We start from the raw sequence: 24,677 nt of genomic DNA, 5'->3' as shown, positions 1-24,677 counted from the left end.
GAACCGAAGTCACAGGGCGAGGCTGCCGGCGCCCCGGCAGCCTCGCCACGCCTCCCACAAGGACGTTCGCGAGAAGTGACCGCGCAAGAAGTACGCCGACGTCGACGGCAAGACCCGCTTCTATGCGCCACCACGCTCCGCCTCGGCACCGCCGAGGCCGAGCAGGTCCTGCGGCACTTCACCCGCGGCGGTCCTGAGCACCCCACCTACGCTGCGCTCGAAGAACTGGGCCGCACCGTAGGCACCATATTCGCCTGCGACTATCTCGCCAGCCCCGACCTGCGCCGGGAGATCCATGGCGGGCTCCAGGTCGTGGAGAACTAGGAGCCCCTCGTCGCGAGATTCCACCAGAAACTCGGCCCCGGAAACGTGATGGACCTCACGCCTTTGGTAAGGCATGCTGCACCCGCAGCGCCTTTGGTCGATTCAGTGAAGCCCGAGTGATACGCGTGCGCTCCCGAGCTCGCGCGTTGGCGTCAGGAGCGAAGGGTGCGCAGGCCGGTGCGGATTTCGCTGACCAGGATCTCGGGCTGTTCCAAGGCCGCGAAGTGCCCGCCCTTGTCGGCCTCGCCGTAGTGGATCAGATTGCTGTAGGTGTCTTCGATCCAGCTTCGTGGCAGGCGTGGGATGTCCCTCGGGAAGACGGTCACCGCGACCGGAAGTGTCAGCTTCGGGCCGGCGAGAGTGGCCGATTTGTTCTCCCAGTAGATGCGGCCGGACGACGCTGCGCTGTTGGTGAACCAGTAGAGGGATATCGCGTCGAGCATGTCGTCCATGCTGAGGGCGTCCTCGGCGAGCCCGTGGTTGTCGGTCTTGGACTGGAACTTCTCGTAGATCCAGGCTGCCTGACCAGCGGGAGAGTCCGCCAGGGCGAATCCGACAGTCTCCGGCTTCGTGCGCTGAAGGTGGTTCGACCCACCGAGATCGCCGGTGTAGAGGGCGAGGGCCTCCACGGCGTAGCGCTGTTCGGGCGACAAGGTGTCGGGTATCTGTGCGGGAAAGGCGTACTGGGTGTTCAGATGAATTCCGAGAAGCCCCTCAGGTTGCATGGCCCCGAGGGCGGTGGTGACGACGGCACCCCAATCGCCGCCTTGCGCGGCCCATCTCGTGTAGCCGAGACGCTTCATCAGCTCCACCCACGCGCTTGCGATGCGCGATACAGTCCACCCGGTCTCCGTGGGCTTCTGGGAGAACCCGAACCCGGGGAGCGACGGGACGACGACGTCGAATGAATCGGCGGCGTCTCCTCCGAACGAAACCGGATCGGTCAGCGGGCCGATCAGCTTCAGGAACTCGACGATCGAGCCCGGCCATCCGTGCGTGAGTATCAACGGCATCGCGTTGGGATTCTTGGACCTGACGTGGATGAAGTGGATGTCCAGCCCATCAATCTCGGTCAGGAATTGTGGGAAGCGATTGAGCTCGGACTCGAAGCGCCGCCAGTCGTAGCCGCGCTCCCAGTAGTCGACCAGAGATCTGGCGCTCTCCAAGCGAACCCCTTGCGACCAGTCGCCCACCGTCTCCGGATCCGGCCATCGCGTTCCGGCCAGTCGCCGCTTCAGGTCATCGATCTCTGAATCCGGGATCGAGACGGTGAACGGGCGCACGGGGGTCGAGGTCGGCGGCGTCGGTGCGGTCATGGCCTTCTCCTGAGCTTCGAAACGCGGCGCAACTCTCCGTTGCACACAGGTGTGCACTGCACACTGATGTGCAGTCTAATTCGCTGCACACTGGTGTGCAACAATGGTGTCGTGCCTACCGAGTCCTCCCGTGTGCGCTCGTTGAACGAGACACGTGATCGCATCCTCGACGTCGCCCTCGACGTGCTGGGAGACAACCCCGACGCCGGCATGGGCGAGATCGCCTCCGCCGCCGGCGTCGTCCGTCGCACCGTCTACGGACATTTCCCCTCGCGCACCGACCTGGTTCGGACACTGACGGAACGGGCCGTGGCCGAGATGGCGGCCGTGCTCACCGAAGTCAACGCCGCCGGCGCGGAAGCGGACGCGACGTGGGTCGAATTCATCGCCCGCGTCTGGCCGGTGACGCACCGGTACCGAGTGCTGTTGGCGCTGCGCCGTGGCGAGTACGGCGAGGCGATCCACGGCCTGCTCGGGCCGGTCGACGAACTCCTCGCCGACCTCGTGAAACGGGGCCAGGACAGCGACGTGTTCGCACAGCACCTGCCGGCAGGCATTCTGAGCCAGGTTGCCTACGGCGTCGTGTTCGCCATCGCGGACAGCGACCTGTCGAACGGGACCCTCGGCGCCCGAGCAGCGACGATCACGAGCCTGCTGATGCTGGGAGTTCCCGAGACGCGCGCAATCGCTCTCGTGGGCGACCAGCCCTGACTCGCAGCACCCGGGTCAAGACCCGGCCGGAACTGGAGAAGGCGCTCAAGCTGGCGTACGACATCAACGGCATGGGCGCCATGTTCTTCGCCGTCCTCACCGTCGCCGCCCAGCTCGACCGCAACTACATCCGGGAGAAGACCCTGGAGGGGCATGCCGTCGCCGCGAACAAGGGCAACCACGGCGGACGGCCGAAGGTCATCGACGACGACATGCTGCTGTTCGCCCGCGCGCTCAAGGACAAGGGCGTGCCCGTCCCCGAGATCGCCAAGAAGCTGACGATCAGGACAGGGAAGAACGCCGGACAGCACCCCTTCAGAGCGGGGACGGGAGAGACGACCTCGTGGCGGCGCTGCTGGTGCAGGCCCGGCAGGAAAGGGAGAGCTCGTGATCCCGATGCCGCCGCACCGTATGAAGCCGCACCGTATGAAGGGGCCGGGCGTGCTCGGCCACGCCTGAGCAGCCCGCCGTTCGGCCGCTGGCCAGAGTCCGGCCAGGACGAGGAAGCCGCCACCGGCGATGCTCGCATCCGGAAGCGGTGTGCTCTGGAGACGCCCCGCGGTTCACTGTGTCGTTATCATCACCGGCCGACCCACCAGGATCCTGTGCACCGGAGCCGGACTGAGCGGATGGCGGATGATGGTGAGGGAATCGGCCGGACGCAGGTCAACGGTGCCCGCGAAGCCGGGCGTGAACCTGGCCGTCACCGGGCCGCCTGTGCTGTCCGACGGCATGGTCACCAGGTTGATGGCGTCGGCCCCCGCGAACATCAGCGTGATCAGGCGCGGGTCGGTGCCGTGGAGCCGGCCTACTTCGATCCGGCGTCCCCGGGCCGCGATGCGGCGAGGGATGTGGTCCCAGGCATCGGCGTGCAAGCAGACACGCAGCGTGGTCCGGCCCAACTGTTGATCGACAGCTGCGATGAGGCCGGGTAGTTCTGCCGCGGCGTCATGGGAATAGGGCCACCATGCCCCATCCAGCGGGCTCCGCCCGGCAAGGACGGCATCCAACCTGAGTCTCACCGAGGAGTCGACCCTCGGCAGCACACTGGCGACGGCGCTGAGCGGTGTGCGGTGGGAAAGCAGTGTCGGCGTCATGATCGCCTGACCTGTTCAGGACCCGTGTGAGGTCCGATCACGGTGTATAGCCGGGGCGACGCCGACCTGAGTGCCAACGCACGGGAAAATCCTCGGTAATCAAAGAATACCCTCGCAGTCCCCAAGATCACTCGGCTCGGAAGGTAAAGACCATGCTGAGTCGGCGGCCTCTGGCGTGGTCGCCGAGTGTGCCGTGGCGCGAAAGAGGTGACGGGCCGGCTATGTCTCCACGTTGGCGAGGTGGTCGACGGTGCCCCCGCGCCATTCGACCAGGAAAAGGGTTGCATCGTCGGTGGTGATCCCACCCCGTTCTCTCATCAGCGCGTGGGACAGAGTCCGCACCATCTCCCGCACGCCCATCTCCCGCACGCCTTGACTGACGCGCCCAGCACTCTCGACGAAGTCGATCAGGCGTTCCTCGCCGAACTGCTCCCCACCGGCCTTGTGCTCCTCGATGAGACCGTCGGTGAAGAACAGGACACGGTCGCCGCGGTGGAGCATTCGTTCGCTGATCCGCGGCTGGTCGCCTCCGAATCCGACCGGCAGGGTTCCGGGGCTCTCCAGCCTCTGGATCACCTGATGATCGCGGATCAGCAGTGGTGCGGGATGCCCGGCGTTGACCCATTGCAGGTGACCTGTTGCGATATTCAGGCGCATCATTTGTGCCGTGACGAATTGGTCGGGCCCGAACTGCTCGTCGATGGACGTGTCCATGAAGGCGTACAGTTCCGCGAGCCCGACGTCAGCGCGTCTGGCGTGTCGATACGCGCCGATGGCGACGGTGGCCAGTACGGCGGCGTTCAGGCCGTGGCCCATCGCGTCGATGACGGCCATGTGGAGGGTGTCGTCGTTGAGCGCGTAGTCGAAACTGTCGCCTGCGACGTCGTAGGCCGGCTCGAGGATTCCGGCCACCGCGACCTGCGGAGTGACCATGGTCAGCGGGGGCAACAGTGACCACTGGATCTCCGCGGCCACGCTCATCGGCTCGCGGCGCCGGGCTCGGAAGAACTGATCGGTGTAGCTGTTCTTGGTGACCAACATGTCGGCGACCAGACCGGCCAGTCGCCGCAGCAACCGCCGGTCGTCGTCATCGACGGTGTCGAGGGTGACCGCCATGACCCCCACGTCGTCGCTGCCGTCCAGGAGCGGCAGGAACATCCGTACGCCATTGGACAGCGGCTGTTCGACGGGGATCGCGTGAAGGAAAGCCCAGCCGGCCGGTGAGTCATCGATCCTCTCATCGGCACCCACCCTGAGCCCTCTGCCCGCTAGCGGGACGAGCATCAGCTGGTCATAGTCCTGCAAGAGGATCGAGATGTCCCGACCACCGATTCTGGCGACCTCTTCCGCGACCAGCGGAGCGATCAATTGGGGCGTCATCTCGTGAGCCCGGTCCAGCAGCACACCCAGCAAGCGCTCGCCGAACCCTTCCGAGCGGTCCGCCGCGATCTTGCGACATTTTGGCTCATTTTTCATTTGCCCACCGCAGCCTCGTCCTTGACGGCGTCCCGGGTTAGCGAACGCCGCAAAAGGCGGAAATCGCCGCTTCCCAGTACTTCTAACCTATGCTCATCAGCTGATCTCGCTCTGCTCCTGGACAGTTTCACCTGCGCGTTGAAGGGTGGTCATCGGCGATGGTGGGGTGCTCATCGCCGCGTCCTCTCCGGTTCCTGGGCGCGGGACCCGTCGCTGCGCGGTCGTGGTCGTGATCGGCGAACAGGGCCAGGAGCCCCTCGATGCGGTGGCCGGCGTCGGCAGGGTGCCGGAACGGGCGGGTGGGATCTACGCTGTAGTGGTTGCGGCGCCCGACCCGGGTGCGGGTGATGTAGCCGCTCTCTTCCAGGTCGTTGACGATCGTCTGGGCGGCGCGCGCGGTGATGCCGATCGCATCGGCGATGTCACGCAGTCGCGTGCTGGGGTTATGGGCGATGTTGATCAGTGCCCGGGCGTGGTTGGTCAAGAACGTCCAGGGCTTGTCGCCGGATGCGCGGATGACATGGGTCACGTTGTGCTCCTCATCCGCCGGCGGTGCCGCCCGGTGCCCCGGTCGTCGCCATCTGATGCCCGATTGCAGAATAGTGTTTCATGAAATTTTTAGGTGTGGCGAAGTATGTTCATGCTCGGGCGTGGCGGATCGTCCCGGCTCTCGCCCCGCTCATCGGGGCCTGTATTCCCACCACCGTCGCGATCACCATCCCTACCACCGGTGATCAGGCCTGCCTCACCCCCGACGGTGAGGTCGACCGTCCGAGGCTGCCTGGCGTGATGCAGTCGCCCGTCCGCCGGATCGTGGAATTGAGCGGCTTAGCTGAGTCCTGTTGAGGTCGCGGCGACACCGGCCCGCGCCTACCCCGCTGGTGATTCGCGTTCGGCCGTGGCGGCGGATCAGGTAGCCATGGTCGAGGGCGGCCTTGACGCCACCAGCGATGTGCCCAGCAGGGCGGCTGCGGCAGTGCCCCGGCCCAGGCGTCCAGGCCCCCTGCGTCGGGGGCATCGCACTGGTCCGAGACCGGCTTCCAGGTCTGCTGGAACAACGCCCCGCTGCGATGTCCGCACCGCCGGGGACGCCCACGCCCCGCACGGAGAAAGGTGGTCTTCCGCTGCGGACCCGTACGTGCACGACGACCGAACGCGTGCAGGCCGCGTTACCGCACGGCCGCGGATCCGCGTCATTCTCCTCCGCGATCGCTGAGACTGGCTACGGAGAACATGATCCGCTGCAGGTCCTCGATGGAGGCGTTGAGTTCACCGACGATCCGCCTGATTCGCCTGGTATTAGCCCGCCCCGCCGATTTCAGCAGGAGGTCGAGATCCAATCCGGCGGCGAACAGCCGAGAGGTGATGACCGCGCAGGTGTCCGCGGTGGCCGCAGCGGCCAGCAGGCCCGGCACAAGAGCCGGTCCGTGGCCGCGGGATCGTTCGTCAGGTGGTATCCGGCCGGCGATGCTTCCTTCGGCGGGCGGCCCGACCGCGTGAATCTCGGTCATCGCGGCCACCGCGCTTCCGCCTGCCCGGATACGGGGTGTGTTGGTCGTTGCCAGGTCATCTGCCGCCTCTTCCTGGGGCTCCATGAAGGTCTGGACGTCGCCAGGGTCTGGGGCGGCACCGCTATTCACACTCTACTCTCGTGTCCAGGGAGCGGGCCGCGCAGACAGGGTGGACGGTATTCGCCGGCCGGTGAAGCGGCGGCCGTTCCCGCTCAGCCCCTCGGGGTGGCCAGGCTCGCCGGTCGGCGGCACTGTCCAGGATGGAACGATTCACTCGTGCAGCGCCCGCGTTGGTCGCCCCTGGTCAGAGGGTTTTCGCGCCTGGTTGCGGGTATAGCCTTGAGTTGGAGAACGAACAAGGGTCGGATGCGTTCATCCAGACGCCCGTGGCGTACCCGGCCGGACTATCGAGCCGGTTGGCGGGACGCCATGGCTGTTGATCGTGTTCGGCTGGCAGGAGCATTGGCGAGAATCGTGGCCTCTCCTGCGGAGGCAGCGGAGCTACCCGAACAGTTGTGTGATGCGTGTATCGGCGCTTTGCCCGTCGACGGTGTGGGTCTCTCCCTGATGACACGGGACCCGGCCGGTGGACGCATGCTACTTGGAGCAAGTGACGACGTGGGCGCCCGGATCGAGGAACTTCAGTTCCGTCTCGGCGAGGGACCATGTGTGACCGCGTTCGGTACCGCTCGGCCGGTGCTGGTGCCGGACGTGCAGGCGGACGAAGCACGTGCCCGGTGGCCCATGTTCACGCGCGAAGCCGAGACCGCCGGAGCGGCCGCGCTGTTCGCTTTTCCGCTGCTGGTCGGTGTGATCGGGATCGGTGTCCTGGACTGTCACCGCGCGCGGACAGGCCCGCTGGCCGAGACGGCCGAGGCGCTCGTGGTGGCCGACGCGGTGACCACCGTACTGCTGAACTTCAAGATCCGCTCGGCAGAGGGCTCGGACGGTGAGATCGACCTGTTCAGCATGTCCACGCGCGCTCATGCCCTGGTTTATCAGGCCGTCGGGTCGGTGGCCGGGCGACTCGGCATCTCCACCGAGGACGCACTGGCCAGACTGCGCGCGCACGCGTTCAGCCATTCACGGTCGCTGGAGGCGGTCGCCGACGACGTGCTGACCGGTCGGCTGCAGATCCCCACAGAGAAGGGACAGAGCGAAGGGGAGTAGTCATGAGTTCGCCGCTCATCCCCAGGGAGCCGGCGCTGATGTCGGCCTTCATCGACATCGCCGATACGATCACCGGCGACTACGACGTCATCGATCTGGCGCATCGCCTGGCCACCCACTGCGCCGACCTGCTCGACGTGACGGCCGTGGGCCTGTTGCTCACCGACGGACACGGGCGTCTCGGTCTTCTGGCCTCCTCCAACGAGCAGGCCAGAATGGTGGAGCTGTTCCAGTTGCAGGCCGACCACGATGGTCCCTGCCTGCAATGCTTCCACACCGGAAGACCTGTCACCGCAGTCGATCTGACGCGCTGGCGCGAGCGGTGGCCCGGCTTCGTGGCCGAAGCGCAGCGGCAGGGGTTCCGCACCGTCCACGCGCTGCCGATGCTGCTGCGAGAACAGACGATCGGTACCATCAACCTGTTCCGCACCGTCACCAGCCCTCTGTCCAATGGAGACCTCGCGCTCGGCCAAGCCCTGGCCGACATCACGACGATCGCGATCCTCCACCAACGCGCCCTCACCCGGAGTGAGGCCATCGTGGATCAACTCCAGGGGGCCCTGAACAGCCGCATCATCATCGAACAGGCCAAGGGCACTCTCTCCGGCTACGGACGGATCGACGTCGATGAGGCCTTCCGGCACATGCGCGCCTATGCCCGGACCCACAACCGGCTGCTCAGCGAGGTCGCCCGCGCGGTGATCAACGACGAACACCAAGCCGCGGAGATCCTCACGTTCGCCACCAGGAGGCGGTAGCGACCCGGCGATGAGTCTCGCCGACGCCTGAGAGAACCCGCCATACCGGCACGTACGGCCGTACGTCCTCCGGTAATGGATCGCCGTCGAATTCGGCATTGGTCAGCAGGTTCAGGTGACGCGTGTCAATGCGGGCGGCCCACGACCGCGTCATTCGAACGAACGTGACTCCAGAGAAGCCGGCACGAGCGCGGCGATCGGCATCATGCTGTCGGCCGGATCACGCACGGCGTCCCTGCCGTCGGCCCGCGACGGCTTCTCCAAGGATCTGACCGCCTACGCCGTCGGGCAGATCCTCCCCGTGGGGAGCCGATCTGACGCAGGTGGGCGTCGATCTGGGCGAAGGTGGCTTCCGGCTGTTTTGAGCGCCGAGTTCCGGCGGCTGTGGGCCGAGCACGAGGTGGCGGTCCGGCGCGCCGACCGCAAGACCTCCGTGCGCCGACGACAGGATGGCGGATCGCTTTTGTTCCGGCCGCGTGGACGGTCACGGTGTGGCCTGCCCACCAGGTGCGGAACTCGGGGCTGTGGGTGGCGAGCTCCCCGATGAGAGCCATGAGGGCGGGATTGGACGGGTCGTGGCCGGCGATCAGGCGCAGGGCCGAGACGACGTGGCGGGCGTCGTGTTCCCAGTCGGCGTAGTAGTCGCGGGCGCGGTCGTCGAGGAAGAGGTAGCGCGTGTGGTTGAGGGGCCGGCCGTTGTCGGGGAAGAGGTGCGGGAACAGTGCACGTCCCAGGGTGTTGGCCGCGAGCACGTCGCCGAGGGGCCCGAGGGCGACCGTGGCTACGTCGGACATGGTGTCGATCAGCTGCGCCGCACGCTGGGGCAGCCGGGCCGGCCGAGGCTTGGCGCGACGTGTCCTGGTGCCTTCGGAGGCCGCGCGGGCGAGGTCGAATAGGTGCTGGGTCTCGGCGTCGTTCATGCGCAGGGTGCGTGCGCCGCGAGGAGGTCGCCCAGCTCGCGGGAGTCAGCACGGCGTACTACATCATGGAACGCGGCAACCTGCGCGGGGTCTCCGAGAGCGTGCTGCGCTCCCTGGCCGGGCGGGGCTCACCGAGGGGCATGCGCCGTTGCCCGGCCGTCGCGTGTGAGGACTCCCTCACCGACCGGTGCGGTACATCATCCCCGCCGCGCTCGCGCCGCTTCGGCTCGCCTCCGGCCTTCGGGTTCGCGATCTTCTTTCTCCTGGCCCTGGTGCTTCTCGCCTTGTTCGCCCGCGTGTTCCGGTTCCTCGACCTGTTCGCCCTCACCCTCGTACTCGCCGGACTCTTCGAGTTCTTCGCGCCCTTCGGGTTCTTCGGGTTCTTCGGGCGATTGCTTCTCCTCACGCAGGGCGGTCTGGTGGTCCTTGACGACCTGGCTGTCGCGGATCTCACCGCGCCAGCCCTCGATCTCGTCCGGGCGCAGGATCGCCTGTGTCATGACGTGGCGGCGGAAGTGCTTGAACTCCAGCCGGGCCCGGCGGCCCTGGGCGCGCCAGAGGTTGCCCGTCTTCTCGAAGAACCCCTGCGGGTGGTACTCGAGGACCAGCGCGATGCGGGTGAGTTCTGGCGCGAGTTCGTGGAAGGTGACGGCACCGTCCACCCAGCCCTTGGGTCCCTTGGAGCGCCACACGATGCGCTTGTCAGGGATCTGTTCGAGGATGGTCGACTCCCAGGTCCGGTGCGACCAGAAGACCTGCGCCTTCCAGTTGAGCTTCTCATCAGCCGCCTGTTCGACGCTCTCCACCTTCTTCATGAAGCTGGGGAAATCCTCGAACTGGGTCCACTGGTTATAGGCCAGACGCAGCGGTACGCCGACGTCGAGGGTTTCGACGATGTTGGTGATCTTGAACTTCTTTCCCTTACCGCCGCTCTTGCCGAACTTCTGCTGCAGTTTCGTCTTGGTGTACGCCTTGAGCGCATTAAAGCCGGGAGCCAGCCGGTCCCTCAGCGACGAACCGTCGCCGCCTCCCCCGCCGGTGAGCATCGACAGCACGCCTGCGCCCCCGGATTTTCCGGTCAGCGCCGACAACAGCCCCGAGCCGCCCATTTCGGAGTAGTCGGTGAGCCGTCCGGTGACGCCCTCGACCTTGCCGAGCAGTGAGGTCGCACCCCGATTCGCCACCGCCGTCAGTAGTTTCTGCACCTCGCCGGTCAGGCGGTCGGTGTGCAGGTCCTGCATGAGACTTCCACCCGGCGCCTTTCCCGCGACGCGTTGCGCGGTCTCTTGAAGTCGGTCGGTCACAGCTCTCACCTCCGGCTCCGCCGTACGGGCGGCCGGCCCGCCTGCCCGGCCTGTTCCGCTTCGTCATCGTCTTCGGGTTCGGTGTCTGGCTCATGGTGCTGCGGGCGCGGACGATCGCCTGCGGCCGCCGGACGCCGCCTCGGCCGTTCCTCCCGCTCCCCCATCACCGGATCCTCTTCATAGCCTTCCTTCTCGTCGGCCGCGACCCGACCCGAGCGGCCCTCGTCGGCCTCATCGTCTCCCTGGCCCGTGCCTCGAGTAGGCGCGGCGGGGCGGCCCAGCGATCGGGTGCGTTCCTGGAGCCGGTCGCTCAACGCATCGATCTGGCTGTTGACCGCCGCCACCGCCGCCGCCTTGCCCGCCTGAAGGAGCCGGCCGCGTACGGTCTCGGTGAGCGTTCTGACTTCGGGCGAGGAACCGAGCAGTTCGGTGCCCTGCTTCACCAGCCCGGCGGAGTTCTTGCCGAGCCGGCCGGACGCTCTGGCAGCCGCCAGGGTCATCACCAGCTTCAGCTTCCGTGTCCGGCCCAACAGGTAACCCACAACGACGGCCACGCCCACAACGATGCCGTTCATGATCAACTCCCCCGTCCGAGGCCAACGGAACCGTTCCCGCGCCGGCCGAGCGACCGCAGCAGGTCGCCAAGAGGTCCGATTCGGAGAGAATTCAATGCTAAAAGGCCCTTACCCGACCTTTCCGGAAGAAACACCCTGGGCGGCGGGGTGGTGCACGCCATGATTTTGATCCAAACCGCATCGCCGGTGCGGCGGTTCCGTCCGATCAGCAGCAACTGTCGGCGTACTCCTTGCGATGCGGAGCCGCGCACAGGCCGGCGTGCTCGGCCGACGTCCAGCAGTTCTTGCGCGGGAGTCCCGCCAGCAGACCCCGTACCAGCGTCCGCGTCCGGCGGCGCGGTTCCATCGCCTCCGGCAGGTCCTTGAGCCCACCGCAGACCAGCATGAACACGTCGTCCACGCCGCGGTGCTCGATCTCGGTGAACACACTCAGCCCGGCTCGAATGTGCCGGCCCATCACGGGGCACCTTCACCTCGAGCGGGCCGACATCGATCAGCACGGTCTTGGCCGCCTGCCGTCGCGGCTGAGGCACGAGTCGCCGAACAGCCTCTAACGACCCCGGGATGGGTGTGGTGACGCTCACCGAGGTGGTGATGGAACGAGGACATCGACCCGCGCGGTCGGCATTTCCAGCGCGGTGGAGAGGGCCCGCAGTTCATCGCGTTCCCGCGGGGTTATTCCGGGGGCGAGACGGTCCAGGACCGTGATCAGCTGGTCGAGGGCCTGCTCCCACTGCCCGGCGGCGGCCGAGCCGGTGATCTGCCGGAGCGTGCCCGTGGGAACCCGGTCGGTGTATCGGCCGGGCAGGCCGCGCATCACACCGGCCAACTCTCGGCGCCGTCTCGGCGTCGCCGGCGTGCTCTCGATCTGGTAGCGCCAGCGCTGGATCATCCGATCGCCGGTCCGACGAACGACCCACAACGCCGTAGTCAAGACGGCCAGCATGTCCCCTCCTCGAGCCGTGGTGGCTCTCATCGGTCCGTCGCCTACGCTTCCCGCTGAACGCGTTCGCCGAGGATGAGCCGGCTCGCCGACCCATCCTCGTCCCCGCCTTCGCGGGCTGCATCAGTTCGGGTACGTCGCCGGAAGGTCCGAGGTGGGCGCGCCGTCGTCGAGCCAGCGGCCGATCTCACCTGGCTCATCCAGCGGGGCGTCCTCGGTCACCATGGGGCGTACGCTGCCGGCGCCCGCACGGCGAGGTTCCCGGCCGCGTGAGCGATGATCATCGGCCGGGGCCGCCTGGCGCGTGTTCGTCTCGACCATGTTGTCGATGCCGGCGGCGGCAAGGATCTCCTCGGGCCTGCCGCTGTTCTTGCCGGCGGCCGCCATCGCCAGGGCGGCTTTCGCCGAAGCCGTTGACGCCTGGGGCGGTATGACAAGTACCAAGATGTGGTCTTGCGGGCCACGGGTCACGATGATCTTGTGGTTCACGTCGGCGAAACGCCCGACCCGCACCGCGTGCCCGTCGATCGTGAGGCGGCGAGGGACGTCGTCCCAGTCGCGGGCATCGATACCGAGCCGCACGATCGCGCCGACCCGTGCGTTCAGCAACGAGACGAGGAGCGGCAGTTCCACACTCGCGTTACGGGAGCGCGGCCACCAGCCGCCGTCGAGGATTCCCAGGCGCTTCAACGCCGGATCCAGGCTCAACCGCGACGCCGGCGGGATGGAAGAAAGGACATCATTTTGATCACTGACGTGCGGCGCCATGACGTCGGCCCCGTCCTCGGTCCGAAAAGAAACCGGATCTTCACACGCCCAGGACGACGTCAACTTGGCTATCGGCGCACGAAATGCCCTCGGTAATTCTTGTTATACCCCGGCAAATCCGGCGCGAACCGATGTGACGCTTTTGATTCCCTGTCATCTCGCCACTCGACGGCCGTCGGCATCCGCGGTCTCCATGCCGGGTATCACGGGGATCATGGGGGCAGATCTGATCGATGGGGGCGACCGGCGGTCGAGGTTCTGGTTGCAGGCGCTGCGCTGGAGACCTACCTCTTGAGCACGCCCGGCTCCACCATCCGGTCGGCCGTCTTGCGGCGGCTGACAGGCGCCGTACGGTCGCTGACCACGCCACTGCTTCCGGATGACTATCTCGCGCTGTTCGATCCGCTGTGGTGCGGGCAGGAGCTGCGAGGCCGGATCCAGGCGATCCACCCGGAGACCGCCGACGCGGCGACGCTCTTGATCCGTCCCGGCCAGGGTTGGGTTCGGCACCGGCCGGGACAGTGGGTCCGCATCGGCGTCGATATCGCGGGAGTGCGTCACTGGCGGACCTTTTCGCTGTCCTGCCCACCGGGACGCCCGGACGGATGCATCACCATCACCGTCAAGGCGGCCCCGGACGGGCTGGTCTCCCGCTACTTGGTGCGGCAGGCGACGCCTGGCGTGATCGTCCACCTGGCCGGGCCGGACGGGGAGTTCGTCCTCCCGGAACCGCCACCGCCGCGGCTGCTGTTCCTGACCGCCGGCAGCGGCATCACGCCCGTACGGGCGATGCTGCGCGGCCTCCTGTCCGGCGCGGCCCCGAGGGGGGCGGCGGAGCCCGGAGTCGCCGTATCGCACCGAGATGCCGGGTATCGGGGGTTGCCCGATGTGGTCCTGATGCATTCGGCGCCTACGCCGGCAGATGTCATCTTCGGCGCGGAGCTGCGGGCGTTGGCGGCGCGGTTCGCGAATCTGCGGCTGTATGAGCGGTACACGCGAACCGGAGGGCGTCTCAGGCCGGCCGACGTGCCGGACCTGTGCCCGGACTGGGCCGAACGCGCGGCGTGGGTCTGCGGGCCGGCCGGGATGCTCCAAGAGGCCGAGGACCACTGGGCCGGATCGCCTGATCGGCTGCATGTCGAGCACTTCCGCCCGGCCGTACCGACGGCCGGGGGCGAGGGGGGCTGCATCCGGTTCACCAAGAGCGGTCGGCAGGCCGACGCCGACGGCGGTACGTCGCTGCTGATCGCCGGGGAGCGGGCGGGTGTCCTCATGCCGAGCGGCTGCCGGATGGGGATCTGCCACAGCTGCGTGGGACGGCTCGCCTCGGGGCAGGTACGTGACCTGCGCACCGGCCAGATCCACGGCGAAGCGGGCGACCTCGTCCAGACCTGTGTGTCGGCCGCCGCCGGCCCAGTCGAGATAGAGCTTTGACACAGAGGGGGGACCATGTCGACCACCGCGTTCGTCACTCCGGCCGACGTCGAGGAGTTCGGCCGTGAGCTGGACCGGATCCGCGAAGAGATCATCGCGAGCCTCGGGGACAGGGACGCTCGCTACATCCGCGGCGTCATCGCGACTCAGCGCAAGCTGGAGCTGGGCGGCCGCGTCCTGCTGTTCGCGTCCTGGCTGCCGCCCGCCTGGATGGCCGGGACTGCGGCGCTGGCCACCGCGAAGATCCTGGAGAACATGGAGATCGGCCACAACGTCCTGCACGGGCAGTGGGACTGGATGCGCGATCCGAAGATCCACTCCACGACCTGGGAGTGGGACACCGCCTCCCCGGCCGACCAGTGGAAACACTCCCACAACTTCGTGCACCACACCTGGACGAACGTGCTCGGCAAGGATCGCGACATCGGCTATTCGCTGCTGCGGGTCAGCCCGGAGCAACCCTGGCATCCGGTCTACCTTCTCCAGCCGATCTACAACACGCTGCTCGCGTTGGTCTTCGAGTACGGCATCGCGCTGTACGACCTGGAGGTCGAACGCATACCGGCCGGGGACAAGAGCCTGAAAGAGACCTGGACCCAAGCGCGCGCCATCGCCGGCAAGGTACGACGCCAGATCGTCAAGGACTACCTGGCGTTCCCGCTGCTGGCCGGCCCCGGCTTCGTACCCGTCCTACTCGGCAACCTGACCGCGAACCTGGCCCGCAACGTCTGGGCGCACACCATCATCTTCTGCGGCCACTTCCCCGAAGGCGCCGAAGTCTTCACCGAAGACCAGTTGGAGGGCGAGACCCGCGGCGAGTGGTACGTCCGCCAACTGCTCGGCTCATGCAACATCGACGGCAGCCGCCTCCTCCACCTCATGAGCGGCAACCTCAGCCACCAGATCGAGCACCACCTGTTCCCCGACCTGCCGAGCAACCGGTACGCCGAGATCGCGCCACGAATCCGCGCCCTGTGCGAACGATTCGGACTCCCCTACACCTCCGGCTCACTGGCCCGACAGACCGGATCGGTCTACAAACGCATACTGCGACTCGCCTTGCCCGGACCCCGGCACCACCACCAGGCCCCACCAGCGGAACCACCAGCCCCAGATCTCCGGGCGATCGCCTGAAGCACGAGGGGTGAAGCCGCCGACGCCCCTCGAGGGCCCGGCGCAAGAGGAACGAGGGAGCGACCGGTCACGCGCGAGCGACCTGGTCAGTGCTGCGTCTCCGCCGCCTGCGCAGGGGGCCGGACCGGGATGAGACCGCCGACCGCGTCGCGGGTTCACGAGTGAGGAGTGTGAGTTCGGCGGGGTTCCGTTCCGTCCTGGGGGCGGTTGGAAGGCGGCAGGGCGCCGTCGTCGGGCCGGTCGCGACGGACGCTCACCGCACCGGGATGTGCACGCTCCTCGGGGTGCGTGTGGACGCGCAGCACGCTGGCGATCGTGGTGACGATGAGGATGAAGAGGATGAGGGCGAGCGACAGCGGGGTGGGGATCTCTGGCACGCTCTCGGTGACGTCCTCGTGCAGGAACAGCAGGATGAGTTTGACCCCGATGAGGGCCAGGATCAGCGAAAGCCCGATGGCGAGGTAGAGGAGGCGTTCCAGCAGCCCTTCGAGAAGGAAGAACAGCGCGCGCAGGCCGAGCAGAGCGAAGGCGTTCGCGGCGAACACGATGAACGGTTCGCTGGTCACCCCGAACACCGCGGGGATGGAGTCCAGGGCGAACAGCAGGTCGGTGCTGCCGATGGCGACGAACACCAGCAGCACCGGGGTCATCACCCGCCGCCCGTCCTCGACTGCGAGCATCCGGCCGCCGTGGTAGCCGACGGCGACCGGCATGATCGATCGTGCCCGGCGCACCAGCCAGGTGTCCTCCACGTCGGGCTCCTCGTTGCGATGGCGGATCAACTGCACCGCCGTCCACAGCAGCACCAGGCCGAACAGCAGGAAGGTGAAGGAGAACAGGCTGATCGCGGCCGTCCCGATCGCGATGAACACCGCGCGCAGGCACACCGCGAACGCGATGCCGTACAAGAGGATCTTGTGCCGGTACTCGGCCGGTACCGCGAAGCGGGTGAAGGTGATCGAGAAGATGAACAGATTGTCGACCGACAGGCTCTTCTCCACCACCCAGCCCGCGAAGTACTCGGTGCCCGCCCGCGCGCCCGCCACGGCCCACAGGGTCAGCCCGAACCCGACCGCGACCGCGATGTAGAACACCGACCACACGGTGGCCTCGATCAGCCCGACGGCGTGCGGACGGCGCACCGCCACCAGGAGGTCGAACGCGAACAACGCGAAGATCAGGCCGATCAGCGCGGCCCAGATCTGCACAGCGAAGCCGGTCACCTACACCACCTCCTTCACCTGCGGTTGATGTCTTCCGTCTCCGGGCGGGCACCTGGACAACGCCGTCACGAATCTTGATGGCTCGTCCGACGGTCTGGTCCGTGCCCCATCCCGGTGGGCCGGCGAGCACCTGCGGCGTAGTCGCTCGGTCGCCCCGATGAGTCGCAGGGCGTACAGCACCGAGCAGTGACCGGCCGGTTCGTTGTCTTGTGGAAGACGCGCCGAACCGGCCGTCGGCGGTCCAGTGGTTCATCGCCTTGAAAGCGATCAGAACGCCGTTGCGGTCGGCGATGAGCTGGGCGCGGGTTCGCGGCCCGGTCACGTACGGGGCCGGCCGTAGGTCCGGCAGACCGAAGTATTCACCGTAGCGGTGTTCGATGTGGATGCGTTTCCGTAGGGCCGGCGTCGATCCGTTCCAGATGCAGTGGGCGGATCGGGAGCCGGTGCTCGTTCACCCGACCATCGCGCCGGTCGGCGAGCCGATTCGTTCAGCTGACGGGTTCGGGTTCTTCGGTCGGGAGGGTGGCCGGGGACGTGGAATTCACCGGGCCGCCGTTGGTCGCGGGTCGAGACGAAAAGTCCCGGTAGACGCGTGCGCCATGCTGACGCCGTCCGGTCCAGGCCCGAGTCGGTCGAAGAAGCGGAGCAGTTCGACGGGGACGGGCATGACGAGTGTGCTGTTCTTCTCCGCGGCGACTTCGACGACGGTCTGCAGGAGTCGCAGTTGCAGGGCGGCGGGATCGGCGGCCATGGTGGCGGCGGCTTGGGCGAGCTTTGTCGAGGCCTGGAATTCGCCGTCGGCGGTGATGACGCGGGCTCGGCGTTCGCGTTCGGCTTCGGCCTGGCGGGACATGGAGCGTTTCATCGTTTCGGGCAGTGCGACGTCTTTGAGCTCGACTCGTTCGACCTTGACCCCCCAGGGCAACTCGGTGGGGCCGTCGATGATCGCGGTGAGTTCGGTGTTCAGCCGGTCGCGCTGGGACAGCAGGGCGTCCAGGTCGGCTCGGCCGATGACCGAGCGCAGTGAGGTCTGGGCGACTTGAGAGACGGCGAAGGGGTAGTTCTGCACGTTCACGGTGGCTTTGACGGCGTCGACGACCCGGAAGTAGACGACCGCGTCGACGCGAACGCTGACGTTGTCCTCGGTGATGCCGTCTTGGGCGGGGACGCTCATGGTGACGACCTGGACGTTCACCTTACGAAGCCGGTCCACGACCGGTGCGATGAAGGTGAGCCCCGGCAGCCGCACACCGCCTTGGACGCGTCCCAGCCGGAACACGACGCCGCGCTCATATTGCTGTACGACCCGCACCGACAGCATCAGGGCCAGCAGGGCCACGGCGACAAGGACGACGGCGACGGTGATGATGGTGGTCATGCCATCAGCCAACGGGCATGTTCCTGGCACGGAAAGCATGAACCTGAGCAGGGCTCATCACGTCAGCTGATGACCGACCGCCGGCTCGGCGTTTCAGCCGGCTGTCCGGTCCGGGATCGCCAGCCAGCCCAATCGCTGCGACATCGCCCGTGCGCAGGTGACGATGGCGCGTACGTGATCGGAGGCGTCGGTCGCCCGCCACAGGATCGACCACGGATAGTGGGACTCCGGTTCGATCAGCGGCCGCCAGATGGTTCCGGGGAGGGCGGCGATGCAGGAGGAGGGTACGCAGTACAGGCACCGGCCTGCGGCGACCAGCGCGGCGGCGGCGCGAATGCTCTCCACGCTGCCTTCGTACACGGCGGGCGTGAACCCCGCCGACCGGCACATCTCAACCACGAACTGATTGAACTCCGGCGCCTGCACGTCCTCGGCGAGCAGCAAAGGCTCTTGTGCGAGCGTGGCGACCGGCACACCGTCCGAACACGTGAAGCGGTGTCCATCGGGGACCAGTACCCCCAGCGGGTCCTTGCGGAACAGGTGTGAGGCCACCCCCGGCGGGGCGAGCGCGGCCCGTCCGATGCCCACGTCCAGGCGGCCGTCGAGGAGTTGCTGGTACTGCTCGGGTACGCCGGCCTCGACCTGGTGAATCACCAGATCGGGGTATCTGGCCTGGACCTCGTGCAGGATCTGCGGCATCGAGTCGTAGCTCGCGTCGATGATGCCGACGCGCAGGCTGGGAGAGGTTCCGGCCGCGCTGCGGGCGACCTGCGCGGCCCGGTCGGTGTGAGCGATGATCTGCCGAGCCTCGACCAGGAACGCCGCTCCCGCCGCCGTCAGCCCGACGTGGTGAGTGCTGCGCTCCAGCAGGCGTACCCCCAGCTCGCGTTCCAGCCGCTGCAACTGCTGGCTCAACGCCGACTGCACGATGTGCTCGCGCGCGGCCGCCCGGCCGAAGTGCAGTTCTTCGGCCAGTGTCACGAAGTAGCGAAGCTGGCGAAGCTCCATGGCCGCCACCTCCACCCCCGGCCGGGCCGACCTGCCGCCATCGCCCGGCGCGCCCGGAACCCCAGGCGCCGGTCCGTGCGCATCATGTACAGACTCGCACGCGCCGCAGGCCGTGATCCAGGCCTGTGACGATGTTCCCGTCGGTCGGCGCCATCGCCCGTGTCCAGAGTGGCCGCCCCTTGTCCGCCACAGGGGCGCTCGCCTGGTGATCAGGGCAGATGATGAGGCTTGCTCGGGTTGCCGGTTTCCATCCGGCCTCGATGCGGGTCGACTGGGAGTGAATCAGCCCGGCGGGGCACCGTGCGGTTCCGGGGAGAGGGGGCGCAGATGACTGCGGATGGAGCCGGCATGGCGCTCGATGCGCGAGCCGTCAGCGGGAACGGGTCGGCACCCCGATGTGAGCATCTCGATGCGCTCGTTCCGGTGGCCCCCAACTCGAGCACGTGCTGGGAATGCCGGGCCACCGGTGAACACTGGGCCGGACTTGTGGCGTGCCTGACGTGCGGCTGGGTGGCGTGCTCGGATGACTCGCCCCGTCGGCATGCGCTCGCGCACTACGAAGAGACCGACCATCCCGTGGTACGCGCGTTGCGGCCCGGGCCGACCTGGAGATGGTGCTATGTCCACCGGCGCGCCGTCTGAGCAATCCACGCCCTGCCATCTCGTAACAACCGAAGGAGCAAGCAGAATGGCCGTCGACGCCGTCAGACCGGATGCACACTCCCGCCGGGGGCCGCCCGCCGCCGGACGCGGAAGCGCGTATGCCGCGTTGTCCCGCCAGGTCAAGCAAGCGGGACTGCTCGATCGCAGGCCCGGCTATTACGCACTGAAGATCACGGCGAATCTCGTTCTCTTCGCTGCCGGGTGGATCGTCTTCGCCTTCCTGGGACGGTCCTGGTGGCAACTGCTGGTCGCGGTCTTCCTCGCGGTGATGTTCACCCAGGTCGCGTTCGTCGGGCACGACGCCGGACACAGGCAGATCTTCGGTTCCAAGCGCGCGAACGACCTGCTCGGCCGCCTGCATGGTGGTCTGCTGGTCGGGTTGAGCTATGGCTGGTGGGTCGACAAGCACAACCGCCACCACGCTCACCCGAACCACGAAGGCCACGATCCCGACATCGCAGGCGGTGCCATCGCCTTCACCCAGGCCCAAGCTCGCGCGCGCCGCGGACTCGGCGTTCTGCTGGCCAAATGGCAGGCCTACCTGTTCTTCCCGATGCTCCTGCTGGAGGGCCTCAACCTGCACGTCGCAAGCGTCCGCGCGCTCCTGGACCGCACCGGCACATCACCGAAGGCGAAACCGACCGAGGCGATCCTGCTGCTCACCCACGCGGCGGGCTATCTGGGGGCTCTGTTCCTCGTCCTGTCTCCCTTCCAGGCCGTGTGCTTCCTGCTCGTGCAGCAGGGCCTGTTCGGCGTGTACATGGGATGCTCGTTCGCCCCGAACCACAAGGGCATGCCCATCCTGGGCGAGGAGGAGAAGGTCGACTACCTGCGCCGTCAGGTACTGACCTCCCGTAACGTGCGCGGCGGCCGGTTCACCGACTTCGTACTCGGTGGCCTGAACTATCAGATCGAACACCACCTGTTCCCCAGCATGCCGCGCCCCAGCCTGCGGCGCGCCCAGGCGCTCGTCCGCGCCTGCTGCGAACAGCACGGCATCACCTACACGGAGACCTCCCTCGCCCGTTCCTACGCCCAGGTGCTCCGCCACCTCCACGCGGCCGGCAACGCCACCGCGTCCAAGCGAAGCCGCCTGGCCGCGGACTCGAGACCGGCGGATGACGCCGGCACGGCGTGATCCAAGAGGAAGGACCGGACGATGTACAAGCGAATCCTGGCCGCGATCGATTGGACGCCCCACACGGAGGCCGTGCTGGACCAGACTCGGCAACTGGCCTCGCTGACCGGCGCGGCGGTCCTCATCCTGCACGTGCGGGCCACAGACTTCCCCTCCCTGCCATCGATACTGGGCACCCTGGCAGGTCAGGCACTGGCCGGCGAACCGGCAGGAAATGATGCGAGTAGCGTGGCGCGACGGATGGTCGACGACGCCGTCGCCGTCCTGGCCACGGCGGGCTTGCACGCCGAGGGCCTGCTGCTGGAAAGTACGCCGGGATACACGCCACGAGCCGTACTGGATCAGGCGCGAAAGCTGGACGTGGATCTGATCGTCCTGGGCTCCCCGCATCACGGCGGCCCCTCCGCGCTGTTCCGGTCCAACGTCGCCGACGAGGTCTCCCGACACGCGAAGTGCCCGGTCCTCATCGTGCCCTGATGCGCCCTTCCTGCGTTGCATCCGTGGCCGGCCCGAACGTCCGAACCGCGGGAAGCATCCCCAGGCCGGTTGGATTGCCCTGGTTCCTGGGACCGCAGACGAGGGCACACTTGAGAGTGTCGGGGTCCGCGCCGAGGAAGGGCGGACTAGGGGGCCGAGGCCGGCCCGGTGGGGCCGCTCGCCTGGATTCCGCGCAGAAGGGGACCGGCCGTGCCTGACAAGATCGTACTTATCCTGCGATTTCACCCGGTAGGCGGGGAAGACGTCTCCGTGGTATGCCGGGACTTCACTGACGAGAACGAGGCACTCGAAGCGGTCGCCCACGCCATCGACGAGCATCGCAGCCTGGTCCTGAACGAGGCGAGGTATGAGCGCGAGGCCGATGAGAGCGGCATCGTCATCAACATGGCCAACGTGGTGTCGATGCGGGTATCGAGGACCAATGGCGCCGCGACGGGCCAGTACCTCTAACCGATCTTGACCGTAGCCGGTTCAGCCGCTGTCGGGGCATGGACGGCTTCGAACGGCGTTCTCGTCGGTATACGGCGGGAGGGTGAGCAGGTCGACGCGGTGGCCATCGGCACTGATCGCGATGAGCAAGCCGGCCCGCAGGGTGTCGAACCAGCTGAGCCGCACGAAACGGGTGTCGGTCAGACCTTCCGTGCCCTCGATACGCAGCCGACTTGGCCGGCTGTCCCAATCGGACACACGGAGCAGGATGTTCGCCACGGGGCCGTGGTCACCGGGGGGACCAGGGCCCTGGAGAGCCAGAACCAGGCCCGGCAGCTCCGCGACCGGGTCGGTCGATCGTGGCCACCAAACACCGTCGAGCAGCGTGCGGGGCGAGCGGGTCGCCGCTACGAGCAACCGCGGTACCGATGGCGACGACGGGCCGATCAACGATCTGCGTTCCGGCGTACTCTTCATCACCGCACGTCCCTTCCATGGTCACCGCACCTTCAGAACCGTGCGATCAAAGCCGCGGGTTGCTACCGGCGACGCCGGGCGAGGCGGCGCAACTGGGTGATGCGGGCGGTGCCGAGCACCAGCGTGACCACGGCCCCCGCGACCATGGCGATCAGCAGCCCGACCGCCAGCGGCAGCGCACCGTGCATGCCCAGGAAGGACACCTGCACGCTGCGGGTGTTCTGCAGGATGAACACGATGACGGCGATCAGTATGATCGCGACGGCCCAGACACTCGCCCAGACCGTGCTGGTGCGGGTCGCAGACACCGCTCGTGGCGCCGACTCAGGCCGGGCCTCGCCGGAGGAAACGGGGTCCGCAGTTGCAGTGTGCGCGGGTGGAATAATCGGGGCGTTTCTGCGGGTGCGATGCAGAATTGACATGACATCCCCTTTCAGGAGCCGGCGTGGCAGGCAGCCTCAGAATCGGGGCGTTTTTATTTTCCGGATACTTCGATTATACGCTTATCGATTTCCGATAACCAGCAATATCTGGAACACATCCCGCGAGCGACTTTCCGAATGGTTCACCTCGCCGTCGCCATCCCACGCGCGGTGATGCCGACTTCGCTCACGCGCTGCGGGTTCTGGGGCCTTGTTCGCCGGTTCCTGGCGTAGGTGACAGTGCCGATCGCGGCGCTCCGGGCGAGCGCGTCAGCCAGCGTGGGGTAGATGGTGAGCCTGCGGTCCAGGCCGGTGACATGCAAAACCTTTGCGACCCTGGGCCGGGGAGCGACTACGCGGAGAGTGACGCCGAGGCGGGTAGCGCGGCGCTGGGTGCCGATCAGCACGGCCAGCCCCGCCGCGTCGCAGAACCACACTCCGGACAGGTCAAGGATCAGCAGCCTCATACCGGGGCGAACGACTCTATACAGACGCTCACGCAAGGCCGGGGCCGTGATGATGTCGACGTCACCGCACAATCTGGCGATGGTGTGGGCGAGGCAGTGGAAATTGGACGGACCTACCTCACCCTGGACCCGGGCGTGGCCCGCGGTGGTGTAAACGGTGGTCATCGATCGCCTCTGATGACAGGCGGGCGCGGGCCGGGGATACAGATGCACCGGCTCAACGACCGGGCCGGCCGAGCGGGGCCACCAGCCGCCGTCGAGCAGTGCGCGGGGCCGAGTGGGTCGGCTCCAGGCGCCCCGCGGCATCGATGGCGACGGCATACCGGTCGTCGTTCTGTGTTCGGCGGTCCTCCACATGGCGGCTGCCTCCTCTTTCGATGTCGGACGGTGATGCTGCCGTGGCTCCCACCAACGACGCCGGCGGGCGAGGCGAAGCCGGTCGGCCAGGCGAAGCCGGTCGCGGTGGCTGTGCGGAACGTTCCTGTACCTGAAGGTGCGGGCACACGACAGGCGGGTGCGGCGCGAGTCGCCCTTTCGCGGGCGGGAACATGATGCATGATCGGCATGACACCCCCTTTTCGGTGAGCCGGTGTGGCAGGCAAGCCTGAAAATGGGGATGTCGTCGTTTCCGGATACTTTGACTCTACGCTCACCGGCGTCCGAAAACCAGAAGTACCCAAGGGAGAATTTTCGCGCCCCGTCAGGATCTCAGCCCGAGAAACAATGTCGAAATTTGAAGGCTCCTCCCGGTGCCGAAAACCGAAGCACACCATCGGTTCGCGCCGAATTTTTCTGATGGATGATCAAATCACTGAGGGCATTCTGCGCACCAACGACTTGCCCCCAGCCACCGGCACCTCGGTCTGGAAATGTGTTCTAATACCTGATCGTCTCGGCGCCGGGTGGGGGGAATGCCCGGCGGATGCCGGTCAGGTGCATGATCCGTACGACACTGTGCTGTACGACGCCGTCGAGGTGGATTGATCCGCCGTGGTCATGGGCGTCGTTGCGGGCGCGCATGAGCGCGGACAGGCCCGCGCAGTCGATGAAGGTCAGCCCGGTCATGTCGACGGTGACTGTCGTGTGGCCGTTGCGCAAGTGCTGCAGCAGGGTGTTGCGTAGCAGGTCGGCGTTGCTGATGTCGACTTCGCCGGCGAGGTGGACGGTCACCCGCTCGGCGTGAGCGTCACTGGTGATCGTCAAGGCCGTGCTCGTCATCGAATCCTCTCCGAGGGCCGGATCGTGGCTGCGCTGTGGACGGCGGGCCAGCTGCTCGCTCAAGCCAATCGGTTCGGCCGCAGACCGGAAACAAGCGAGGCCAGAAAGGCCCATCGCCAGGGGAGATTGCTGCGGCGACGTGCTCGATCGCTCATTCTGCGGTACGTGGCGGAATGCCGGGGCGGTGGGGCAGCGGTCGGACTTCGCCACTGCCGAAGGCGACTGGATCTGGGGGCACTATTGGAATGCCGGGCCTGCCTGGCAGCGTGACGGCGTAAGCAACCCAGGACCGACGGCGGCAGGGCCGCCAGCGCG

28 protein-coding genes are annotated in these 24,677 nt (G+C 67.2%); 10 read left to right on the top strand and 18 right to left on the bottom strand.

Going from position 1 to position 24,677, the window contains the following annotated elements; genetic code table 11:
• Positions 1 to 75: 75 nt before the first annotated feature.
• Positions 76 to 324 (top strand): Tn3 family transposase, encoded by a 249-nt coding sequence (locus ABD978_RS42900; protein WP_345367322.1) that lies wholly within the window; start codon positions 76 to 78, stop codon positions 322 to 324.
• Positions 325 to 476: 152 nt separating this feature from the next.
• Here the strand turns inward: ABD978_RS42900 and ABD978_RS42895 are convergent, their stop codons facing one another.
• Positions 477 to 1,640 (bottom strand): epoxide hydrolase family protein, encoded by a 1,164-nt coding sequence (locus tag ABD978_RS42895; RefSeq protein WP_345367320.1) that lies wholly within the window; start codon positions 1,638 to 1,640, stop codon positions 477 to 479.
• Between the two features lie 141 nt (positions 1,641 to 1,781).
• Between ABD978_RS42895 and ABD978_RS42890 the strand changes: the two genes are divergently transcribed.
• On the top strand, positions 1,782 to 2,351 hold the full coding sequence (locus ABD978_RS42890; RefSeq protein ID WP_345367318.1) for a TetR/AcrR family transcriptional regulator: 570 nt from the start codon (positions 1,782 to 1,784) through the stop codon (positions 2,349 to 2,351).
• Positions 2,352 to 2,914: 563 nt separating this feature from the next.
• Here ABD978_RS42890 and ABD978_RS44155 read toward each other — a convergent pair.
• From ABD978_RS44155 to ABD978_RS42870, 4 genes are all read right to left on the bottom strand, one after another.
• A complete protein-coding gene (locus tag ABD978_RS44155; protein WP_425550825.1) occupies positions 2,915 to 3,448 on the bottom strand; it encodes a DUF5994 family protein in 534 nt (177 codons plus the stop codon).
• 219 nt (positions 3,449 to 3,667) lie between these two features.
• Positions 3,668 to 4,924, bottom strand: coding sequence for a PP2C family protein-serine/threonine phosphatase (locus ABD978_RS42880; RefSeq protein WP_345367314.1), 1,257 nt, complete (start codon positions 4,922 to 4,924; stop codon positions 3,668 to 3,670).
• A gap of 127 nt (positions 4,925 to 5,051) precedes the next feature.
• Positions 5,052 to 5,453, bottom strand: coding sequence for a helix-turn-helix transcriptional regulator (locus ABD978_RS42875; RefSeq protein WP_345367312.1), 402 nt, complete (start codon positions 5,451 to 5,453; stop codon positions 5,052 to 5,054).
• A gap of 664 nt (positions 5,454 to 6,117) precedes the next feature.
• Positions 6,118 to 6,435 (bottom strand): hypothetical protein, encoded by a 318-nt coding sequence (locus ABD978_RS42870; RefSeq protein ID WP_345367310.1) that lies wholly within the window; start codon positions 6,433 to 6,435, stop codon positions 6,118 to 6,120.
• A 366-nt stretch (positions 6,436 to 6,801) separates the two neighbouring features.
• Between ABD978_RS42870 and ABD978_RS42865 the strand changes: the two genes are divergently transcribed.
• Positions 6,802 to 7,605 (top strand): GAF and ANTAR domain-containing protein, encoded by an 804-nt coding sequence (locus tag ABD978_RS42865; protein WP_345367308.1) that lies wholly within the window; start codon positions 6,802 to 6,804, stop codon positions 7,603 to 7,605.
• A 2-nt stretch (positions 7,606 to 7,607) separates the two neighbouring features.
• Positions 7,608 to 8,363: a GAF and ANTAR domain-containing protein gene (locus ABD978_RS42860; RefSeq protein ID WP_345367306.1), complete on the top strand. Its 756-nt coding sequence runs from the start codon at positions 7,608 to 7,610 to the stop codon at positions 8,361 to 8,363.
• Positions 8,364 to 8,566: 203 nt separating this feature from the next.
• On the opposite strand, the gene ABD978_RS42855 is transcribed toward ABD978_RS42860, so the two are convergent.
• The 6 genes from ABD978_RS42855 to ABD978_RS42830 all read right to left on the bottom strand — a co-directional run bounded on the left by ABD978_RS42855 (position 8,567) and on the right by ABD978_RS42830 (position 12,873).
• A complete protein-coding gene (locus ABD978_RS42855; protein WP_345367304.1) occupies positions 8,567 to 9,283 on the bottom strand; it encodes an MmyB family transcriptional regulator in 717 nt (238 codons plus the stop codon).
• 197 nt (positions 9,284 to 9,480) lie between these two features.
• On the bottom strand, positions 9,481 to 10,524 hold the full coding sequence (locus tag ABD978_RS42850; RefSeq protein ID WP_345367302.1) for an SRPBCC family protein: 1,044 nt from the start codon (positions 10,522 to 10,524) through the stop codon (positions 9,481 to 9,483).
• A gap of 68 nt (positions 10,525 to 10,592) precedes the next feature.
• Positions 10,593 to 11,162 (bottom strand): hypothetical protein, encoded by a 570-nt coding sequence (locus ABD978_RS42845; RefSeq protein ID WP_345367300.1) that lies wholly within the window; start codon positions 11,160 to 11,162, stop codon positions 10,593 to 10,595.
• 205 nt (positions 11,163 to 11,367) lie between these two features.
• Entirely contained in the window at positions 11,368 to 11,619 is a 252-nt protein-coding gene (locus ABD978_RS42840) for a hypothetical protein (protein ID WP_345367445.1), read from the bottom strand.
• Between the two features lie 123 nt (positions 11,620 to 11,742).
• On the bottom strand, positions 11,743 to 12,108 hold the full coding sequence (locus ABD978_RS42835) for a hypothetical protein (protein WP_345367298.1): 366 nt from the start codon (positions 12,106 to 12,108) through the stop codon (positions 11,743 to 11,745).
• Positions 12,109 to 12,228: 120 nt separating this feature from the next.
• Positions 12,229 to 12,873: a DUF5994 family protein gene (locus ABD978_RS42830; RefSeq protein ID WP_345367296.1), complete on the bottom strand. Its 645-nt coding sequence runs from the start codon at positions 12,871 to 12,873 to the stop codon at positions 12,229 to 12,231.
• Between the two features lie 327 nt (positions 12,874 to 13,200).
• Here ABD978_RS42830 and ABD978_RS42825 point away from each other — a divergent pair, with 327 nt between their 5' ends.
• Together ABD978_RS42825 and ABD978_RS42820 are read left to right on the top strand one after the other, a co-directional pair.
• The gene (locus ABD978_RS42825) at positions 13,201 to 14,307 is read left to right on the top strand and encodes a ferredoxin reductase (RefSeq protein ID WP_345367294.1); all 1,107 of its coding nucleotides are present in this window, start codon (positions 13,201 to 13,203) and stop codon (positions 14,305 to 14,307) included.
• A 15-nt stretch (positions 14,308 to 14,322) separates the two neighbouring features.
• Positions 14,323 to 15,441: a fatty acid desaturase family protein gene (locus tag ABD978_RS42820; RefSeq protein WP_345367292.1), complete on the top strand. Its 1,119-nt coding sequence runs from the start codon at positions 14,323 to 14,325 to the stop codon at positions 15,439 to 15,441.
• A gap of 155 nt (positions 15,442 to 15,596) precedes the next feature.
• On the opposite strand, the gene ABD978_RS42815 is transcribed toward ABD978_RS42820, so the two are convergent.
• The 3 genes from ABD978_RS42815 to ABD978_RS42805 form a co-directional block, all read right to left on the bottom strand.
• Positions 15,597 to 16,664: a TerC/Alx family metal homeostasis membrane protein gene (locus ABD978_RS42815; RefSeq protein ID WP_345367290.1), complete on the bottom strand. Its 1,068-nt coding sequence runs from the start codon at positions 16,662 to 16,664 to the stop codon at positions 15,597 to 15,599.
• A 541-nt stretch (positions 16,665 to 17,205) separates the two neighbouring features.
• A complete protein-coding gene (locus ABD978_RS42810; protein WP_345367288.1) occupies positions 17,206 to 18,042 on the bottom strand; it encodes an SPFH domain-containing protein in 837 nt (278 codons plus the stop codon).
• Positions 18,043 to 18,135: 93 nt separating this feature from the next.
• Positions 18,136 to 19,050, bottom strand: coding sequence for a LysR family transcriptional regulator (locus ABD978_RS42805; protein ID WP_345367286.1), 915 nt, complete (start codon positions 19,048 to 19,050; stop codon positions 18,136 to 18,138).
• Between the two features lie 327 nt (positions 19,051 to 19,377).
• Between ABD978_RS42805 and ABD978_RS42800 the strand changes: the two genes are divergently transcribed.
• From ABD978_RS42800 to ABD978_RS42785, 4 genes are all read left to right on the top strand, one after another.
• Positions 19,378 to 19,692 (top strand): UBP-type zinc finger domain-containing protein, encoded by a 315-nt coding sequence (locus tag ABD978_RS42800; protein ID WP_345367285.1) that lies wholly within the window; start codon positions 19,378 to 19,380, stop codon positions 19,690 to 19,692.
• A gap of 46 nt (positions 19,693 to 19,738) precedes the next feature.
• A complete protein-coding gene (locus ABD978_RS42795) occupies positions 19,739 to 20,851 on the top strand; it encodes a fatty acid desaturase family protein (RefSeq protein WP_345367283.1) in 1,113 nt (370 codons plus the stop codon).
• A gap of 21 nt (positions 20,852 to 20,872) precedes the next feature.
• Positions 20,873 to 21,328: a universal stress protein gene (locus tag ABD978_RS42790; protein ID WP_345367281.1), complete on the top strand. Its 456-nt coding sequence runs from the start codon at positions 20,873 to 20,875 to the stop codon at positions 21,326 to 21,328.
• Between the two features lie 210 nt (positions 21,329 to 21,538).
• Complete coding sequence (locus tag ABD978_RS42785; RefSeq protein WP_345367279.1) at positions 21,539 to 21,799, top strand: hypothetical protein; 261 nt, start codon at positions 21,539 to 21,541, stop codon at positions 21,797 to 21,799.
• 21 nt (positions 21,800 to 21,820) lie between these two features.
• On the opposite strand, the gene ABD978_RS42780 is transcribed toward ABD978_RS42785, so the two are convergent.
• The 4 genes from ABD978_RS42780 to ABD978_RS42765 all read right to left on the bottom strand — a co-directional run bounded on the left by ABD978_RS42780 (position 21,821) and on the right by ABD978_RS42765 (position 24,362).
• Positions 21,821 to 22,255 (bottom strand): DUF5994 family protein, encoded by a 435-nt coding sequence (locus tag ABD978_RS42780; protein ID WP_345367277.1) that lies wholly within the window; start codon positions 22,253 to 22,255, stop codon positions 21,821 to 21,823.
• Positions 22,256 to 22,317: 62 nt separating this feature from the next.
• Entirely contained in the window at positions 22,318 to 22,563 is a 246-nt protein-coding gene (locus ABD978_RS42775; protein ID WP_345367275.1) for a lipopolysaccharide assembly protein LapA domain-containing protein, read from the bottom strand.
• Between the two features lie 257 nt (positions 22,564 to 22,820).
• On the bottom strand, positions 22,821 to 23,309 hold the full coding sequence (locus ABD978_RS42770; protein WP_345367273.1) for an STAS domain-containing protein: 489 nt from the start codon (positions 23,307 to 23,309) through the stop codon (positions 22,821 to 22,823).
• 711 nt (positions 23,310 to 24,020) lie between these two features.
• Positions 24,021 to 24,362 (bottom strand): STAS domain-containing protein, encoded by a 342-nt coding sequence (locus tag ABD978_RS42765; protein ID WP_345367271.1) that lies wholly within the window; start codon positions 24,360 to 24,362, stop codon positions 24,021 to 24,023.
• Positions 24,363 to 24,677: the final 315 nt, after the last annotated feature.

Source organism: Actinoallomurus liliacearum (assembly GCF_039542035.1).
GTDB classification, from domain to species: domain Bacteria; phylum Actinomycetota; class Actinomycetes; order Streptosporangiales; family Streptosporangiaceae; genus Actinoallomurus; species Actinoallomurus liliacearum.
The sequence above is the reverse complement of the archived record's forward strand: the minus strand, read 5'-3'. Positions and strand labels throughout refer to the sequence as shown.